This is a genomic window from Bacteroides sp. AM16-24 (assembly GCF_003471885.1).
Taxonomy (GTDB): domain Bacteria; phylum Bacteroidota; class Bacteroidia; order Bacteroidales; family Bacteroidaceae; genus Bacteroides.
Genome location: NZ_QRKI01000007.1, coordinates 118,065 through 137,300, shown reverse-complemented (window position 1 = coordinate 137,300; position 19,236 = coordinate 118,065). Strand labels below are relative to the sequence as shown.

Here is a 19,236-nt window from a genome sequence, read left to right as displayed (position 1 = left end):
TAGTCCTGTTATCTTTTCTTTTGGCTATGCCGCTTTTTTCTCATTCATTTGTAACAAGTTACTATATTCCCGTTGTATCGGGTTATAAATAGCCCAATAAATATAGATTTAGCAAATGTAATGAGCTCCTTTCCTGCTTTTCTCAGTTTTGCACACATCTTTTTGATATTAAAAGCTATGGCAAAGAAGGCAAAGTCCATTGTCACCTTGTCTTCTCCCACATGCCGGAACCTCCTGTATGCCATGTTGTATTTCATTTGTCCGAAAACAGCTTCCGGTTCTATACACCGCCTTTCCCTATGCCTGACTCCTTCTTCTGAGACTAGCCTTTCCCGTGCCTGCCTTTTGTATTGATTTAACCGGTGGTTGACTTCTATAATACGGTTTCCCCGTGCTTTAAACAACTTCCATGCAAAGGACAGCCTTCGCATCTTTGTGCTTTATACTGGGCACTTTTGGTGATGTATCCGCTCGTTGTTTTGTCACGTCTGGTTCCTATACGGTTCATATGTTGCCTCATTGGACAAACATAATAATCCTCCCCCGCATTGTAATGGAGACTTTCCGCATGGAACGGGTTGGGAGTATAACGGGGACGCTGCTCTTTATGGAAGTAGTTGTACTTGACAAAGGCCTCTATCCCGTTTTCTTGCATGAACCGGTAATTTTCTTCCGAGCCGTAACCGGAGTCTGCCACACCGATACCCGGTAAGCGGTTATAGCGATGCTGGAAGGAGTGGAAGAAAGTGATAGCAGACGAAGTTGAGGCTTTTGGGAAAGAACTTCCCCCTCCGTTTTGAAACTCATAAAATTCAAGTTAGCAACTAGAATCGCGATATGCCAACGAATAAGAATGCAACCATACGATACCAAGCATGAGACAAGTGCTTCCAAGATCATCGCCACCGATACTATATTGATACGTGAGTTCGGGATAAAAAAGTTCCTTTAAAAGTTTTTTCTTATCCCGAACTCACGCTTATATAGAAGCAGGGCATGAGAAAGACATTATTCCCATCCATATATCACGATGTTTCAGATGTAAGATTACTAATCCTTCAAACACAAGATTACCAATCCTTCAGACGCAAGATTACCAAGAAACACGCCATCTTGTGCATAACGCCAACTATCGGCCCGGACATCTCCTCATAAGTAAGGACACCGAAAGGGACAGATTCAAAAGCATGCGGGCGCTTTCGTGATGTGATAATATTTAGGCGCGTATCACGCGGAACAATACGGATTCTATAATTAAATCCGAGGTTCCGCGCAATTCGCGCCTAAAAGAAAGTATCAAGGGAGTTTCTTCTGACACCCTCTACAGCTTGGTTCTACTTTCCGTCTTTAATCAGTGTTACACAGATTGCAGATTTCACAGGAAAGGCAGAGTCGATATCGGCATATTAGTAACCGGGGTTCTGCTCCAATTGGTCGTTGACCAAGAGGTCGTCAGCCGGTATGGGCCACAAATAGTTCTTTTTGGGGTCGAACGACATCTTATAGAAAGTCACGATATAGCCGGCCTCTTCCATCGGAGACAAATCGGGAAGTCCGTCTTCGTCAATATTAGGGATGCCTCCTATCGGATAGTTGCCCTCGTCCCAGTTTTTCAAAAGCTTCATAAACTCGTCAGACAATTGCGTATTCGACTCGCTGCCTGTCAGTCCGTTCCAATTGGTCGAGCCGGACCATGCACGATCCAAGTAATACATGGATTTGTTATGCGACTTCTCGGCTACTCTCCAGCGCAGCAAATCGCGATACCGAACACTTTCGAATGTAAACTCCGCACGACGGTCCATCCGTATGATACGGCGGAGTGCTGCTTGCGAAGCGACCTTGACTCTGGGGTAGTCGATACCTGTATTCCGATAAGCACGCTCCCGGATCAAGTTGATAGTCTTGTCCAAATCTTCTTGCGTACACGTCCCCATCTCATTCTTAGCCTCCAAGTAAGTCATAAGAACTTCGGCATAACGCAGGTAGGGATGGCAATTGTCTGAGACGCCGCCATACTTGTTATAGTTTTTCCACTCCTCTTTCACAAATTTGCGGATTACCAAACCATTGTATGCGGCATGCTGGTTAGAAGCTTTCGAATCGCTGCTCAGAACCATTTTGCCAGTAGCCACCTCGTAGACTTTATTGGCGTAAGGGCTGGGGTTGTATTCATATCCCAGCATAACGTAGTCCGGATATTTCTCGGGGAATGTGCCATCTTTCTTCGAGGCCTCATATTCAGCATAATCTTCCGAATACTTCGTCTTATACGGCTGAATGGTCATTGCCAATCGGGGATCACGGTTGGCAAACGGGTCTTTAGGATTATAGAGCGGCGATTCGTCGATAGGCAATCCGTCTATGCAGGTATAAGCGCATAGCAATTCCAAAGAAGGGCTCTTTCCGGCAGTTCCACTGACCTTACGTATGATTGTATTTCGGATGTCGGTAAAAAGGCCGAATCCTTTCTTAAGAGCCAGGTTTCCCTTGAAATAGAACATCAGCTCTTTCGACTTGTCTGCCTTAAACAAATCGAGATAATTGTCGTGCAACTCGTACACATTCAAGTCCATACATTGCTTAGCAGCATCTGCAGCAGTCTGCCAGTCTTGATGGAACAGGGCAAAACGCGCCTTAAAGCCAAGTGCAGCACCTTTAGTCGGTCTGAGCTGTCCGGTTATCGTGGCCGGCAAGTATTCGATGGCCTTATCGAAACATTCATAAGCATATTCAAGCACCTTTTCCTTAGGAGAACGGGCGGCATGGTATGCTTCGTTCAGGCTCATGTTGTTATTGAGAATGCAGTCACCATAATATGCAGTCAGCTCACCGTAAGCAAAGCCCAGCATAAAATAGGCTTCGCCTTTGTATTGGTTCACTTTGGCTTCTCTCAGCCCCGATGCACTGCCTTTATCCAGTGCATTGACGATTTTGTTTGCACGCGCAATTGCTTTGTAGAGCACGTTCCATCTGCTGACAGAGGTTTTCCATTGCGAAGTAACTGTTCCAATAGTGATTTCATTTGACGCACCACGGTTCAGTACGTCATCGTCCCAATCAATACCATCGATAGGGAAAAAGTCCGGTCGCCACAAATCATTCAAGGCCATTTCTATTTCCGTGGCATCGTGGTACCAGTTTTCACTTGACCCTTCAGACAAAGGATTCAAATCTAAATCAGCGCAAGCTGTCAGGCCGATGGCCATTGTCATGACCAATATCTTTTTATGCAATTTTTTCATGATTTCTTAGATATTAAAATGAAACATTCAAGCCGAATATAAATGAAGAGGTTATTAAATCGTTGCCATAGCTGGTCCACTCAGGATCATACCCTTTAGGATGGTTAGAGAATGCCGGCAAATCATTAACGCTAAAGTAAGCTCTCAGTTTGCTTACATTAAACTTCTGAGTCAGCTGCTTGGGGAAAGTATAACCAAGGGTTATATTCTTTATACGCATGTAAGCCCCATTAAATAAGTAGAAATCACTGGTTGCGTAAATATTTGTATTATTCGTTGTCAGCTTCGGATATTTAGCCTTGGCATTCTCTGCATCGGTAGTATTAGGGCTCCAATGGCTCTCAATTAAATTAAGCGGACAAGCGTATGCCTGATATTTAAAGGGAGTGACGGGCCATGACCAATAAGAAAGTATATGCCCGATGCCTTGAAATGCCAGATTGAAGTCAATGCCTTTCCATTCGGCCCATATAGAACCACCGTATTGCAGTTCGGGCAATGAATTACCCAGTCTCACCCGGTCGCTGGAAGCGGTTATCTTGTTATCGCCATCAATGTCTTGATAACGGATGTTACCCTCTTTGTCATTGTTAGTGAGCACAGCTATCTTCTTTCCATCGGCATCATACATAGCATCTGCATTCAGGATAATGCCTAAGCTCTTATAACCGTACCATTCATTGTAATAAGAACCTTCCTCGGTTATCTTACCGGAACCGATATTCTGTCTGTCGGCCATATATCCCATCTTAGAACGATAGTCGGACAGGTTGAAGCTTACTCCATACTTGAAATCATCAATATGGTCGCTCCACGACAATTCAAAGTCCCAGCCTCTGGTGTGCATATCAGCAGCATTGTTCTGCGGTGCATTGTATCCGAAATAAGAAGGGAATCCTACTTGCATCAGCATATCGGTGGTTTTCTTGTAATAGTAATCGAAAGAACCACGCAAGCGGCTATCTAATAATCCGAAATCCGCGCCAACTCCATAAGTGGTGGTGGTTTCCCATGTCAAATCATTGAAAGCATATTCAGACTGATAGGCTGTTTGAACAACATCGGACACACCCGTAGAGGTGTTGGGAAGATAACCTGTTCCGAAAGCCAACTTAGCTTGATAAGGGAATTCAGAACCGATACGCTCATTTCCCAATTGACCGATAGAGCCACGCAGCTTCAAATAGTCTACAACTTTTTTGTTGAACCAAGATTCCTCAGAAACAATCCATCCGGCACTTACCGACGGGAACGTTCCCCAACGATGACCTTTTGCAAAGCGTGAAGAACCGTCGGAACGGACATTGGCTTGCAGCATGTAGCGATTTGCCCATGAATACATGATACGTCCAAACACAGAGCGGTAAGCATTGTGTCCGGCACTGCCACTATTAAACTGGTAATCTTTAGGACCTAAATCCAAGTAAGGATAGTTATTCAAAGTATAATTGGTACGTGAAGCACCCAGATTCTCCCACTTGTATGCATAGTCTTCATAACCGGCCATCACTCCGATGGAATGTTTCTTGATGTCTAGTTTGTAATTGGCATAGAGTTGTTTTGTTAAGCTATGGTTGTGGTTGCGCGATTCGCTCAGGTTAGTAGTCGCATTGTCCTTTCCCGGAATTGTTTCACCGGAAATGGTGTACACATCGTATCGTTTAGTATGGCTCTTCCCAATTGCAAAAGAATAGTTCGGAGCAAGGATGGCCGTCAATGTCAGCCCCTTGATCGGCTTAATGTCCAATTGGATTTTACCACTTATACGATAATTCTTGCTGATAGAGGTTCCTCCCAATTCTTGCTTTGCGATAGGATTATCTCCATCCTTGCCATCGGCAAAAGTGCCGTCGCTCCAATAAACATTGTAAATAGGAGCACGCTCCATCAGCTCGGATATGGAAGCATGAGATTTTTCGGAGTTCCCATACACCATGTTCAAGTCTACATTGGCATGAATCCACTTGTTTATGGAGTAATCGTTATTGGTACGGATATTAATCCGCTCGTAGTTTTTGTTCTTAAAAAGCGATTCAGAGCTATAATATCCCAAGTTGAAGTTACTTTTCAGTTTGTCAGTTCCTCCACTCAACGACAACGAATGGCGATGGTGTGATGTATGGCTTTTAAGTCCGAGTCCCATAAAATCCGTATCGGCATACCTGTCTGGGTCTTCAGCACGCAATTGCGCATAGTTGTCTATCATTTCTTTCGAATAGATAGAGTAAGGAGAAGAAGCGCCATCATTGTATGTCATTTCATTCAAGCCAGTCATCCATTGAACCGAATTAGCAAATTCGGGCACTTCTGTCGGCTTATCTATTCCATATTCGCCATTATATGACAGATGGAATTCTTTATTCTTGGCACGCTTTGTTGTAACCAGCACAACACCTGCGGCAGCACGTGAACCATAGATTGCTGCAGATGCCGCATCTTTAAGAACCTGAATGTCTTTCACGTTTTCCGGTGCCACATCGCCCAAGTTTCCGGGTACTCCATCAATAATGACCAAGGGGTCGTTGGTAGAGAGAGTCGTAATACCACGTACACGTATTGTGGCTCCGGAACCTGGATCGCCGCTTGACCTTGTTATCTGCACACCGGCCATCTGTCCTTGCAATTGTGATGACAGCTGAGGAGTGTTATTCATACGCAATTTCTCACCGCCCAATGAAGACGTAGAACCTGTCAAGTCCATTTTGCGGGCACTACCGTAGCCGATTACCACAACTTCCTCCAGCGCTTCGGTATCTTCTTGCATGACAACTTCGTATGAGTTACTATTGCCTATCGCCACTTCGGTAGACTTATAACCTATGTAAGTGACAATAAGGGTAGCTTTTGGGTTGCTTACAGACAATGTAAAATTTCCATCCGTATCGGAGATAACACCGTTAGTAGTACCTTTCTCTATAATATTTGCACCGATAATAGGCCCGAAAGAATCTTTTACAACACCTTTTATGGTGCGCTTGGCTTGCTGTTGGCTATCGTTTGTCGAAGCTCCGTTGCGAGAGAGCACAATGTAGCCGCCTTCTATCTTATAGGATGCTTCATCACCGAACAAATCCTTGAGCACCTCCTCTAAAGTAGAATTTTTGGTGTTGATGCTTACTATTTTGTTTACGTTTACGTTCTTGTTGTAAATGAACAACAAGTCTGTCTGTTTTTCAATGTCACTCATTACACTCTCCACCTTGACATTGCGTTTGTTCAAGGTGATGCGCAAGTCTTGCAGGTCCACTGTTACCGCTTGTAGACTCAAGGGGCACGAAACCAAGAACATCGCTGCCATTTTCAGCAGGTGTGATACGCTGGTTTTTCTTTTTCTCATGATGTAAAGTTTAAAAGTTTTTTAGTATTAGTATGTTATGTTTATAGGTATGTATATTATATTTAAGGCGGTGATGTCATAGGTATTAAAAAGTTTTTAGGGTTATTATTGAATGATTATCGTATCGTTGTTTTTATATTCGAAAGAGAACTTAGCGTCTTGCTGAAGTGCTTTTAGCACAGTTTCTATGGTATCCGATATGCGGAACTTTCCGCTGCATGAGTAATGGTCGAGTTTAGGGTTGTTTATAATAATTCGTATGCCGTAGTTCTTTTCCATTTTTCTCATCAGATCTTTAAACGAAGTGTTGCGAAACGTGATGATTCCCTCTTTCCAGCTATACGCATCAAAGTTGCTAATGGGGCTCACTTTAAGCTGCCCGTCGCACAACGTTGCCGAGTTGTTAGGAGTGAGCGTCACAACCTGGTCGGGGTTCTCTGAATCGGTGACCTTAACGCTTCCTTGCATAAGGGCGGTAGAAAATTCGTCATCCTCATAGGATTCTACGTTGAACTGCGTGCCCAGCACCTCTACTTCGCAACGGCCGGTGTTCACAATGAATTTTTTGTTGCCCTGCTTCGTGACATTGAAGAAAGCTTCCCCTTTCAGCCGAACTTCACGTTTTTTGCTATTGAAGCTTGTAGGATATGTTAGTTCGGAGCGGGCATTGAGCCAGATGTGCGTACCATCAGACAAGGTCATTTCCACACGTTGCCCGGTTGGCACCTTGATGGTATTGAAAAACATTTCATCAGTGGCGAAATGGCTCCATAAGGCCGGGCCTGCCAAGACACAAATCAGAATCACTGCTGCCGCAGCAACGGTTTGGCTCCAACTCCAGATAAACGTTTTACGCGCTGAGGGCTTATTGGCCGTGGCCTTTTTGCTCAATTGGAGCGCATCGTAAAAGGTGCGTTCCCTGAAGAAATCTTTTCGGTTAGCCTGGTCGGCATTGACCCATTGACGAATGGCAGCCAACTCTTGGTCGGTTGCCTCGCCACGAAACATCTTATGTAGGAGTTCTTGTTCCATATATAGTTATATCACTATTATGAGGACGAATGAATGAGGGAATACCCTAAACACGGAATCCGCTTTTTTTTAAATTAATTGTCCTACCTCTACAAGTCTACTCCTTAGCTGCTTGATGTCCACATTATGTACATCGGGTTTCTTGGAACGGACAATCTGTGCGGCGGCTGTTCCTGCTGCTTCACCGGTCACCAGCGAGGGAGGCATCACACGCAGGCTACCGTAGGCGTAAGGGTCGGTTGATATGCAACGGCCTGCCACTAACACATTTTCCAGTTTCACCGGAGTCAGACAGCTGAAAGGAATCCCGTGTGACTCTCCTTTTTTATAACGAGGAAAATGCTTAGCGTCTTTCTTATGGACATCAATATAATAATTGTTGCGTCCAATGCCATCGGCGAACTCCTTGCGTTCCAACCAATCGTCTAAGGTAAAAGTATAATCGCACTTTATCCGGCGGCTTTCACGAATCCCCATCAAGCTTCCGGTAGTGTTCAAGTGTGAGGCGCCAAAGGTTTTAGGCTCAAACTCTCTAAGCCCCTGATGCAATTGTTGAGCTACCTTGCGGCCTTTCAGCATAGCCTGCGACAACGACTCCGGATTGGTGCTATCTACAGTGACATGTCCGGCATTGAATCCTACGATAGCAGGTCCTACCAGCTTGTCGTTCATGTGCGCATCCTTGACCAAGGGATATTTAGGATTTCCATGAATGGAGTGCACAGGCGAATCTTTTCGGTTAGAGTGTACGCTACCTATCAGAGAGTATTCATAAGGGTCGATGTTCGATACGGTAAAACAGAGTGTACCGTCCTGCACTTCACCGTTTTCATCCCCTTTAAGATAGTCGGCTCCCGCCCAAGTTGCCAAATCGCCGTCACCGGTGCAGTCTATGAACACTTTAGCCTTGCAGGCTGTAAGGCCGGCCTTGTTGGCCACAATGATTGCGTCCACCACTCCGTCTTGTTTCATTTCGACAGCAGCCATGGTCGTAAAGAAGAGCACGTGTACACCGGCTTGGGTCACTAAGTCATCGTATACGACCTTGAGGTACTCGCTATTGATGGGCACCCAGTCATTGTAGCGGACGTGGGGCACACCTTTGCGGGATTCCATGAATACTTTTTCGGCTATACCTTTATATATAATACGGTTCCCATCGGTAAAAGGACACCAGGCATTTAGCAAGCCAGAGGTTCCCATGCCTCCTAAAGCTCCGGTTCCTTCAATCAGCAGTGTGCGAGCACCATCGCGAGCGGCGGCGGCGGCAGCTGCACATCCTGAGGGTCCACCTCCTACCACAATGACATCCCAGTCTGTACTTATGGGAATGCGGGCTCTGATGCTGTCTTTGTTATTGCCGCCCGGTATGGATGCTAAAGTAGGAGTCATGGCCACTGAGGCCAATCCTAACGTACTCAAGCTTTTGATAAAATTTCGTCTTTTCATGTTTTTATGGTTTTAGCATTTTCTATAAGGACGAACGAGCTTCGGAGCACCCTAACCAAACTTTGGATATTTTTTAGCGTCTGCTTGATTTTTCTTTTTTTCTCAAGTTCCTCATCAGTTTTATTTAGAGAATTATCTTTGGCCTTTTCTCCCGTTTTCACTTGCTGCACGATCCGTTACGCTTTCCGTATCTGCAAAAGCGGAAAGATGGTTCCCGAAGAGGTGGCGGATGAAGCTTATCCAGGCCCGAATAAAATAAGAGACTCGGCCGCGGAAGTGGTAATTTTTTGCCACGTAAGGTTCCTTTGCTTCTGTGCCAAGTATGAGGAGCTTTCGATTTCAGTAAACCTTCGCGTCCGTTTTACTAAAACCAGAGACACCTCCTCTGGATGATGGCGGTAATTTTTACAATACAAAGAATAAAAACGACTAAAAAATCTTTTTCAAGTTTTTTTGCCTGCTCCATTTGAACTCATCTTCGGCCTTTCCCCTGTTTTTGCTCACCATACAGCCTGTTTACCCCTCATAAAGCAGAAAACAGCCTCATACACATATTTCAAAGACACACTGAGCAAAATTCAAACTGCCCCTTAGAATATTTGGATTTTTTAGAAAAACAACTTACCTTTGTTTTGCTTTAACAGCACTTCGTTAAAGCCCAATTAAGTTATTGAAAACGATACGAGTTAGCCAACAAAGCTTAGTGCTGCAAGATAAATAAGCGACTAATTCCCAACATCTTTAATGGAGCCTGAACACACATTAAAGCAATGTAGGAAACAGCATTCGACCGATATAAGGGAATCGCAATTGGCGCATAGCCCATATCCGGCTTTTTAATACGCTATTGCTAAAAAGTGCTATATCATAGTTGTATGAACATTGTCAACCAATTACTTTAAACAATGGGAAAAACAAGAAATATAATGGCAATCGACCAAATTTTCATGACACACCGCGAACGTTTTGTCCGATTTGCCGATTCCTATGTCCATCACATTGAGGCTGCGGAAGACATCGTGAGCGAGAGTTTTCTACATTGTTGGGAACAACGGAACAATCTGATAGAAGTAAACGACATAGCTATGTATATGCTAGTTATAGTGAAAAACCGATGTTTGGACTATTTGCGGCGGGAGCGTGTACGGGATAGCATCACAGAAGACATGCTGAGTGACAGAGAGTGGGAACTGACCATGCGTATTACCAGCCTGGAAGCCTGTGAGCCTGAAACCCTTTTAAGAAACGAAGTGCAGAAGTTAATAGACAAAGCCCTTAAGCAAATGCCAGAAAAAACGAGAAACATCTTTGTGATGAACCGCTACGAATGGAAGAGCTATCAAGACATAGCGCAAGAAACAGGACTCTCCATTAAGAGCATTGAATATCACATTAGCAAAGCCTTAAAGGTCCTTCGCCATGAATTAAAAGATTATATGCCGACATTCCTGTTTGCGCTTCACTTCTTGAACAGTTAAAGAATAGCCTACTTTCATTTAGGGTATTTAGATTCTAATTCGTCCTTATAACAAGAGCTTAGGGAGACAATCGCTGGTGTGCGATGTACTCCCTATATATTTCGATTTATTAACTAATTAGAGTACTATGAGTAAATTCAACATGCGTTTATCAATGTTCAAGTCCTTTATCAAACTCACGGGAGGAGACTATTTGCCCCAATTATCATCTTTAGGGAGCAATCATCTCTTTTTGGCCTTATGTCTGATTTTCATTTCTTTGGGAAAGAATGAGCGTGCCGTAGCGCAACAACTAAACTTTGGCCTTAACCAGAAGCAACCTTTTGAGGAAATTCCGCATTCTGAATACTCCTTTCAAACATCCTCTCGTAAAACCAAGAAACCGGTAGCAGGAAAACTCGTTGCATTAAGCAATAGAGAGTATCAACTGAATGAGGGCTGGGAACTTCTTGAAGGCTATAAAGTCCGCGAACTGCAAACATCTGTCCATGCCCCGATGTTGAATACTTCCGATTGGTATGGCGCAACCGTGCCTGGAACGGTGTTAACTACTCTTGTAGAGCAAGGGGTGTACCCCGATCCATATTGGGGATTGAACAACTTGCTTATTCCTGACACTTTATGCAGAATGGACTGGTGGTATAGAAATGTATTTACGATTCCCCAGAACAAACATGGAAATCGGCCCAAATTAATATTCAATGGAATAAACTATAGAGCAGAGGTGTGGCTGAACGGGAAACTCTTAGGCAATATCGACGGGGCATTCTGCCGTGGAATTTTTGATATAAGTTCGATTGCCAAGGTAGGAGAAGCAAATGTATTGGCAGTGCGTGTCATCCCGCCGAGCAATCCGGGTATTCCCCACGAGTCATGCAGAGCCGGAATAGGCCCAAATGGAGGAGTGTTATGTTTAGATGGCCCTACATTCATCAGCTCCGAAGGCTGGGATTGGAATCCTGCCACAAGAGATCGGAATACAGGAATCTGGCAAGATGTACGAATTGTATATGCCAATGAACTGGAACTTACCGATTCGCAAATCATCACAGATTTGCCTTTGCCTGATACCACAAAAGTCAGTTTCCTGATTCATACCAAGGTTTATAATGCCTCTACTCAACTCCAAGATGCCAAGCTGCATGTTCAAATAGGCAATGTGAAGGCTGTTCATCCTTTTAAGATAGGAGCCAAGGAGTATAAGGAGATTCATCTTACTCCCAAGCAATGCAAGGAGCTGGTTATGGAACATCCTATACTCTGGTGGCCCAACGGTTATGGCAATCAGTATTTATATAATGCAACGATTTGCCTGACCGACAATAACAACGATACCTTAGACATCCAAAAAATGCGTATTGGAGTGCGCGAAATGGAATATGAATTATCAGCCCATAACGCTAAAGGTGAAATAATGAGGATTAACTTCAACCCTACTGCGGCTTCTGAAAAGAGAACAAGACTATTTGACAATGTAGCTCGTATAAAGAGTAAAAACGGAGTGTTCGTGCCGCAGCTATTGCAACCTCTCGATGGTGAAATAGTGCGAGAAGTGGAAGATAAAGAGATGAAAGAGCACTTGGTAGTCAAAGTGAACGGTCAACGAATCTTCTGCAAAGGCGGAAACTGGGGCATGGATGATGCTATGAAAAGAGTTTCAAGAGAACGCTTGGAACCATACTTCAAACTGCATAAAAACATGCATTATACCATGATTCGCAACTGGACGGGCGAGTCTACCGAAGAGATTTTTTATGAGCTATGCGATGAATATGGTATATTGGTATTCAACGATTTCTGGCTATCTACAGAAGGATTCAACCTGAATCCATTAGACAATACGCTTTTCATGAAGAATGTAAGAGAGGTCGTTCGCCGTTACCGAAATCATCCGTCTATCGCTTTGTGGTGTGCCCGAAATGAAGGCTTTGCCCCCAAAGAATTGGAACATTCATTGGCAGAAACTCTTGTGGAAGAAGATGGGACCAGACACTATTTAGGCAATTCAAGGTCCTTGAACAGCGCGGGAAGCGGACCTTGGAACTATAAATTCGACCCCGCGTGGTATTATAAATCATTAGCAGGAGGCTTCCGTTCCGAAGTAGGCACTCCCTCACTGCCAACCGCCGAAACCGTTCGTGAATTCATGGCCGAAGAAGACACTTGGCCCATTAGCGATGTTTGGTTCTACCACGATTGGCACAACCGTAGCTTTGGCGAGAAGACCTTCTGTGAGCTCTATACGGAAGGAATGGATTTGAAACTCGGCAAATCGAGCTCTTTGGATGAGTTCTGCACGAAAGCACAACTCATCAATTACGAAAGCCATAGAGCCATCTTCGAAGCATGGAACAGTAAGATGTGGAGGGACGCATCAGGCATATTGCTATGGATGAGCCACCCCGCATGGCCAAGTATGGTATGGCAAAACTACAGTTCCAATGGCGAAACTGCCGGCGCATATCATGGCGCCCAGAAAGCATGCCGTCCTTTGCACATACAGATGAGTTTGGATAAGTACAATGTAGATATAATAAACACTTCGCTGAAGGAGTATAAGAACGTAACGGTCAACTTGGCCACTTACAGTAAAGAGGGCCACAAGATTAGCGCTACCACACTAAAGGTGCCAACCATAAAGCGCAATGGACTGACGCCGGTTATCACATTTGATGAATTGGCTGGAGTCACCGACTTTCGTTGGATAAAAATTGTACTGACTGATGCAAAGGGCCATGAATTGGATGATAACGTATATTGGTTCAATCCCAATAAATGGGACGGAAAGCTGTTGTCGAATCTGCCGGAATCAAACGTCAGTATGCAGATTAAGAATGTACGATATGATGAATCAAGCTATTGCAAAGGAAAAGTCGTTGTTACCAACAAAAGTAAAGTTATTGCCTCGTTTATAGACCTGACACTTAGGGATAGTAATAGTGGAAAGGCTATACGTCCTGCCTATTTCAACGACGGCTACTTTACATTAATGCCCAATGAAAGCAAAGAAATAACATTCGAATTTCTTATCTCCGCACAAACCAAACATGTGGTAATACAGCTTAATGGGTACAATGTAGCATCAAATCAGGTAACTTTACGATAAAAAGACAACTACGGTAAGTAGATGAAATAAAAGGATATAAAAGAGATTGTGTCAAAATGCTGGCACAACCTCTTCTGTTTAAATGCTTATTACTTACTAACCACTGATCATTTTTTCCCTTCTTTGTATTCCGAAGGTGTCATCCCCATCTGCTTCTTGAAGCATTTGCTGAAATACTTGGGATCGTTGAATCCCGTCATATACGCTACTTGTGAGAAGTTGTATTCTCCACTATCTATCAACTGTACGGCACGTTTGATTCGGATTTCCCGTATGAAGTCCACTGGTGACAAGCCGATGATAGATTTCAACTTTTGATAGAAAACGGTACGTCCCATATTCAGTTTCTGTGCAAACTCTTCGATGGTCAGGTCGGAATTATCCATTTCTTTTTCCATAACTTCCATTACCTGCTGCATGAACTGTTCATCGAATGGAGTGATCTGCGGCTGTGATGGGGATATATCGATAGACGGTGCAGCGGGATTTTCCTGTTTTTCAGACCATTGTTTCCAGAGAATATCCTGTAACTGCTTGCGCTGGTGTAGCAACGATTTGATACGTGCTTTCAGATAAGTAGCACTGAAAGGCTTGGTGATATAATCGTCGATACCCTGCTCCAATCCGGAGATACGGTCATCCAATGATGATTTGGCGGATAAGAGGATGATGGGGATATGACAAATCTCCCGATTCTCTTTAATGTTTTTCACCATATCCAGACCATCCATTACAGGCATCATGATGTCGCTGATAATAAGATCAGGAACATGCTCCTGTGCATGTTCTAAACCTTCTTGACCGTTAGTTGCTTCAATGACTTTGTAGTTTTCCGAAAGAATAGTATGCAAGAAGCTCCGAAGCTCCGTATTGTCTTCCACGATCAGAATAGAAATCGGATCAACTTTGTCGGTATCCATAGGCATATCCTGAGATACCTCGTCTATTTCATTGTCGGTTTCTGTAGAAGCTCCGTCATTCAGAATGAATTCAGTGTTTTTATGAGTTTCATATATTTTCTGTCCCATTGGTAGGGTGACAATAAATTCACTACCCACTTCGGGCTGGCTTTTTACTTCAATACTACCACAATGCAACTCTATTAATTCTTTTACGAGTGACAAGCCGATACCGGAGGAAGGTTGTAATATATTGTATTTCACTAAAGTCTCAAAGCGTTGGAAAAGCGTTTGTTGCTTCTTAGGGTCAATACCGATTCCCTCATCAGCTACGGATACAATCAGCTTGTCTCCCTCCACATTGGCATGAACAGTAATAGATTTGTTGGCAGGCGTATATTTGAAAGCGTTGGACAATAGGTTGAAAATTATCTTCTCGAATTTATCCTGATCAATCCAAGCGGATATTATCTCTTGGTTTGTCTGTAATTGATAGTTTATATTCTTTTCTTCAGCAATAAGACGGAAATTATCCATTACCTTTTCCAGCAAGACAAGCACATTGGTCTTTTCCAACAGTACTTTCATCTTTTTATTCTCTATTTTACGGAAATCCAGAATCTGGTTTACCAAGTGGAGCATACGTTCCGTATTTTTGTGTACCAATGTCAGGTGTTTACGTGCATTGGCCGATAGAGTCGTTTCATGTTCCAATACTTCGGTTACCGGACTGGCTATCAGTGTTAGCGGGGTGCGTAACTCGTGAGATATGTCAGTGAAGAAACGTAGTTTGATGTTTGCCAGTTGTTGTTCCAGATTGATCCGGTGGCGCAGACGGTATATATAGAGAATGATATAAACGATCGTTGCAGTCGATACTATGAATAAAAAGGTATAAAGTATCCATGCCCAATAGGTCTCCCAGAATGTAGGGAGCACTATAATAGGAAGAACACGTGTACCGCTTTCCATCCATACTCCATCGCTATTGGTGGATCGTATCTGCAGTTCATAATCTCCGGGAGGAAGGTTGATATAACTGGCAGACCGACTGTTGTCTACTTCATTCCAGTTTTCTTCCAGACCTTTCAGACGATAAGCGTAACTGATGGATTGCGGATCAATGTAATCCAGCGCAGCAAACTGGAAGGTTACATTTCGTTCGGAAGGTTTCAGCTTTAATTCTTTCAGATCATCAATATCCAGATCCTGGGAAGCTCCTTGTATCTTGAGTCCAGTGAATACGATAGGAGGAACATAACTACTTTTTTGAAGCTGCTCAGGGAATATCCTCAGAATGCCGATATCTGTTCCCAGTAATAGCTGGTGATGTTGGCTCTGCACCGGAGCGGCTTCGGTGAAGTATAGATCTTGTTGCAGATATTTCTTGTCGTAATGTTCAAAGGTCTCTTTGTCCGGATGAAAACATGCCAGTGCATTTTCTGCTATTATCCAGAGATTCCCTTTATTATCTTCTATCATAGATTCCACAAGGTCTGAGGGAAGGCCGTTTTGGGTAGTGTATGTTTTAAATTCTATTTCGTTGCTTAGCAGGTTCTCGGATAATATTTTATTGAGACCTCCGGTAAATGATAGGACATAGGTATCTTTCCGGCTGTCGGTATAAATGTAGATGACATCGTTGCTGCAAAGGCTGGATACTTTATCAGGGATACGTATGTTCCGGTAGAATTCAATTTGTTCCGGTTGTGTAAATTCACTGGAGAAGGTGAGTAAACCCTCTGTTGTTCCCACCAATAATACTTGGTTTGCTTCAGTGATGTACCGGACTTTGGCAAAGCGATCTTTCGAATATCCCGTTAATTTATTGCCGCTATGCAGAAAGCGTATGTTTCCTTCCTGCGTTTCTTCAATCAGGTTCAATCCGCCCCCGTAACATCCTACCCATATACGGTTTTTGCTATCCTGAAAGATGGTATAAATACTGTTGTAGCTTAAACTGTACGGATCGTCCTTTTGATGGGTGAACTGGCGTATTTTGAAACGGTTTTCTCCTGTTCTTTCCAGACGGAAAAGTCCGTCCTGTTTGCTACCCATCCAGATGATACCTTCTTCGTCTTCCATGAAACAATAAATATTCTTGGTAAACGACACAGGATTAGGACTGATAGTTCCTTCCGGAGTCAGATACCCCTTCAGGCTACCGTCCGTCCGATATATCCTGACAGAGCCTTTTTTGGTAGATGTCCAGAGATTCTTTTCCTTATCTATAAGAAAAGCACGGGTCTCAAAGCCGGTGTCAATGGATTGCAGGTGGCAGGCGTGCGGGAAGAAAGATATCTTGGTAACATCCCAGGTATTGCAGAACCATAGGTTGCCCTGGCGGTCCAGGAAGTAGTTTAGAATGTTGGGATTATACTTCGAATTTGGATTGTCGTAATCTGTATAATAGGGTTTCAACTGGCGGTTTCTCCGGTCGTAGTAACAGAAACCACCCTGATGGGGGACCATCCACAAGGTTCCCTGTGAATCTTCGAAAATGAAATCACGGTTTACACGTTCGGCATTCGGCAGATCCTCCTTGGGAGTGATGTAGTGTTGCTTATCTTCTGTGACCAAGTTATACCTTACTACTCCCGGGGTATCGCCAAACATCCATAATTCTCCGTGATGATCTTTGAATACGGATAATACTTTGGGAGAAGGTTTGGTTGAAGTACGAGGATCGATAAGTCTGTATCTGCCTTCTCCGGCAAAAAAGATATATAAACCTTCATCTGTACAAAGCCCAATACTATCTTTGCCGAGATTCTGCATGGAATTAATGGTATTAGAAGAGAGGAAAGGTGCTTCATTGAACTGTAATTGCTGTGTCTGGGGATTATATATCACCAATTGATTATCATTGGATACCAGATATATCTTACCATTATTTTCTTTAATGCTCTTGAACGGTATATCCGATTCAATATTCTTTTTGCCGATGATGGATATTCCTTTATCAGTTAGGATCCACTCATCTCCTTCACTGTCCTGATGTACAGTGATAATGTGACTCCCTTTCAGATTCTTCTGTTCCGGACTGTAAAGAGTGATACCTTCTCCTTCTTTACAACTCAGTTCGTCGATTCGGAATGCTTCCTGTTCGCACAGAATCCAGCTGATCCCCTTTGGTAGAGCATAAATGGTACGTACGGCATACGTTTGTTTGTTCTGATTTTCGTAAGGACGCAGAACATCTATAAACTTCTCGCTACGTGTATCGAACAGATAAACGCGGAGATCATAAGTCTGACACCAGATGTCACAAGTCTGAGTCTGAGTGATGGAAGATAGGCGGTTGCTCGTCAGGTTGGAGCCGTCTCCTGGAAATGCTTTGTAATTTTTGAAGGTATACCCGTCGAATTTATTCAGACCATTCCAGGTTGAGAACCAGATAAGCCCTTTTGAATCTTGTACGATGTTCGTTACCGTTCGCTGTGCTAATCCATTGTAAGCAGAGAAATGTTGTATCTGGCACACTGGTTGGGCAGCAGCTTTACAGGTAATGAAGAGTATAAATAGCAGTAAATAAATAGTTTGTGATAGAATGTACTTTCTCATTGTATGACTGATTGAGTTTTCTTATGCAAATATACAACAAAAACTACTCTCTTCCTTAATATTCTTTAATTCCCCGGAAAATCTTCTTAGATTGCTTGTTTATATGCTTGATAATTCGATATATTTGTGATATCAAAATGATATCAATTAAATCTATAAAGTATGGAAACAAAAGAAAAGGATTTCAACGGTTTTAAGATGAACGGCTTCTTAAGCTTATTTATTCATCTTATTGTATTGCCAGCACTTATCTACTTTGGTTTTATTACCTGTGTTCCGACGGCAGTTGTGGCCGGTATTCTCTGTCTTGTATGGCTGGTTATGTTTGCCGGCTATATGCAATTGGAACCGAACGAAGCCCGGGCTATGGTTTTCTTCGGTAAATACAAGGGAACGTTTAAGGAAACAGGATTTTTCTGGGTGAATCCATTTCTGGATAAGAAGAAACTTTCTCTCCGTGCCCGTAATCTGGATGTGGAACCTATCAAAGTAAATGATAAGATTGGCAATCCTATTCTCATCGGTTTGGTATTGGTATGGAAACTCAAAGATACCTATAAGGCTATGTTTGAGATTGACTCACAGACGATGGCATCTTCAGGTCATACGTCGGGGAATGCTAACCAGATTACTATAGGTAATGCGGTTGCCAATAGGATGAACGCTTTTGAGAACTTTGTGAAGATACAGAGCGATGCAGCTCTGCGCCAGGTGGCCGGACAATATGCTTATGATGATAATGAAGCGGATGCTGAGGGGCTGACTCTCCGTTCCGGTGGCGAGGAAATCAATGAGCAGTTAGAACAGAAGTTGAACGAACGCCTTGCAATGGCAGGTATGGAAGTGGTAGAAGCACGTATCAACTATCTGGCCTATGCGCCCGAGATTGCTGCGGTGATGCTTCGCCGTCAACAGGCTTCGGCTATTATCTCTGCCCGTGAAAAAATAGTGGAAGGTGCTGTTTCCATGGTAAAAATGGCCTTGCATAAACTTTCTGAGGAGGAGATTGTTGAACTGGACGAAGAAAAAAAGGCGGCTATGGTCAGCAACTTGTTGGTAGTGCTCTGTGCTGATGAGGCTGCACAACCAGTTGTAAATACAGGTACATTGAATCATTAATCAAAAA

General features: G+C 43.4%; 8 protein-coding genes and 1 pseudogene. 3 read left to right on the top strand and 6 right to left on the bottom strand.

Annotated elements, in window-relative coordinates; genetic code table 11:
- Positions 1-24: 24 nt before the first annotated feature.
- The 5 genes and pseudogenes from DW182_RS10460 to DW182_RS10440 all read right to left on the bottom strand — a co-directional run.
- Positions 25-754: pseudogene (locus tag DW182_RS10460) on the bottom strand (transposase); the annotation flags it as partial.
- A 652-nt stretch (positions 755-1,406) separates the two neighbouring features.
- A complete protein-coding gene (locus DW182_RS10455) occupies positions 1,407-3,245 on the bottom strand; it encodes a RagB/SusD family nutrient uptake outer membrane protein (RefSeq protein ID WP_117707305.1) in 1,839 nt (612 codons plus the stop codon).
- A gap of 13 nt (positions 3,246-3,258) precedes the next feature.
- Positions 3,259-6,582 (bottom strand): TonB-dependent receptor, encoded by a 3,324-nt coding sequence (locus tag DW182_RS10450; RefSeq protein WP_233564125.1) that lies wholly within the window; start codon positions 6,580-6,582, stop codon positions 3,259-3,261.
- Between the two features lie 105 nt (positions 6,583-6,687).
- The gene (locus tag DW182_RS10445; protein ID WP_044532757.1) at positions 6,688-7,614 is read right to left on the bottom strand and encodes a FecR family protein; all 927 of its coding nucleotides are present in this window, start codon (positions 7,612-7,614) and stop codon (positions 6,688-6,690) included.
- A gap of 69 nt (positions 7,615-7,683) precedes the next feature.
- Positions 7,684-9,063, bottom strand: a complete 1,380-nt coding sequence (locus DW182_RS10440) for an FAD-dependent oxidoreductase (protein WP_044532758.1) — start codon at positions 9,061-9,063, stop codon at positions 7,684-7,686.
- Positions 9,064-9,968: 905 nt separating this feature from the next.
- Between DW182_RS10440 and DW182_RS10435 the strand changes: the two genes are divergently transcribed.
- Both DW182_RS10435 and DW182_RS10430 read left to right on the top strand, forming a co-directional pair.
- Complete coding sequence (locus DW182_RS10435) at positions 9,969-10,541, top strand: RNA polymerase sigma-70 factor (RefSeq protein WP_044532759.1); 573 nt, start codon at positions 9,969-9,971, stop codon at positions 10,539-10,541.
- A 127-nt stretch (positions 10,542-10,668) separates the two neighbouring features.
- Positions 10,669-13,647, top strand: a complete 2,979-nt coding sequence (locus tag DW182_RS10430; RefSeq protein WP_233441259.1) for a sugar-binding domain-containing protein — start codon at positions 10,669-10,671, stop codon at positions 13,645-13,647.
- A 107-nt stretch (positions 13,648-13,754) separates the two neighbouring features.
- On the opposite strand, the gene DW182_RS10425 is transcribed toward DW182_RS10430, so the two are convergent.
- Positions 13,755-18,110, bottom strand: a complete 4,356-nt coding sequence (locus tag DW182_RS10425) for a response regulator (RefSeq protein ID WP_118295473.1) — start codon at positions 18,108-18,110, stop codon at positions 13,755-13,757.
- A gap of 162 nt (positions 18,111-18,272) precedes the next feature.
- Here DW182_RS10425 and DW182_RS10420 point away from each other — a divergent pair, with 162 nt between their 5' ends.
- Positions 18,273-19,229, top strand: coding sequence for an SPFH domain-containing protein (locus DW182_RS10420; RefSeq protein WP_118295472.1), 957 nt, complete (start codon positions 18,273-18,275; stop codon positions 19,227-19,229).
- Positions 19,230-19,236 lie beyond the last annotated feature (7 nt).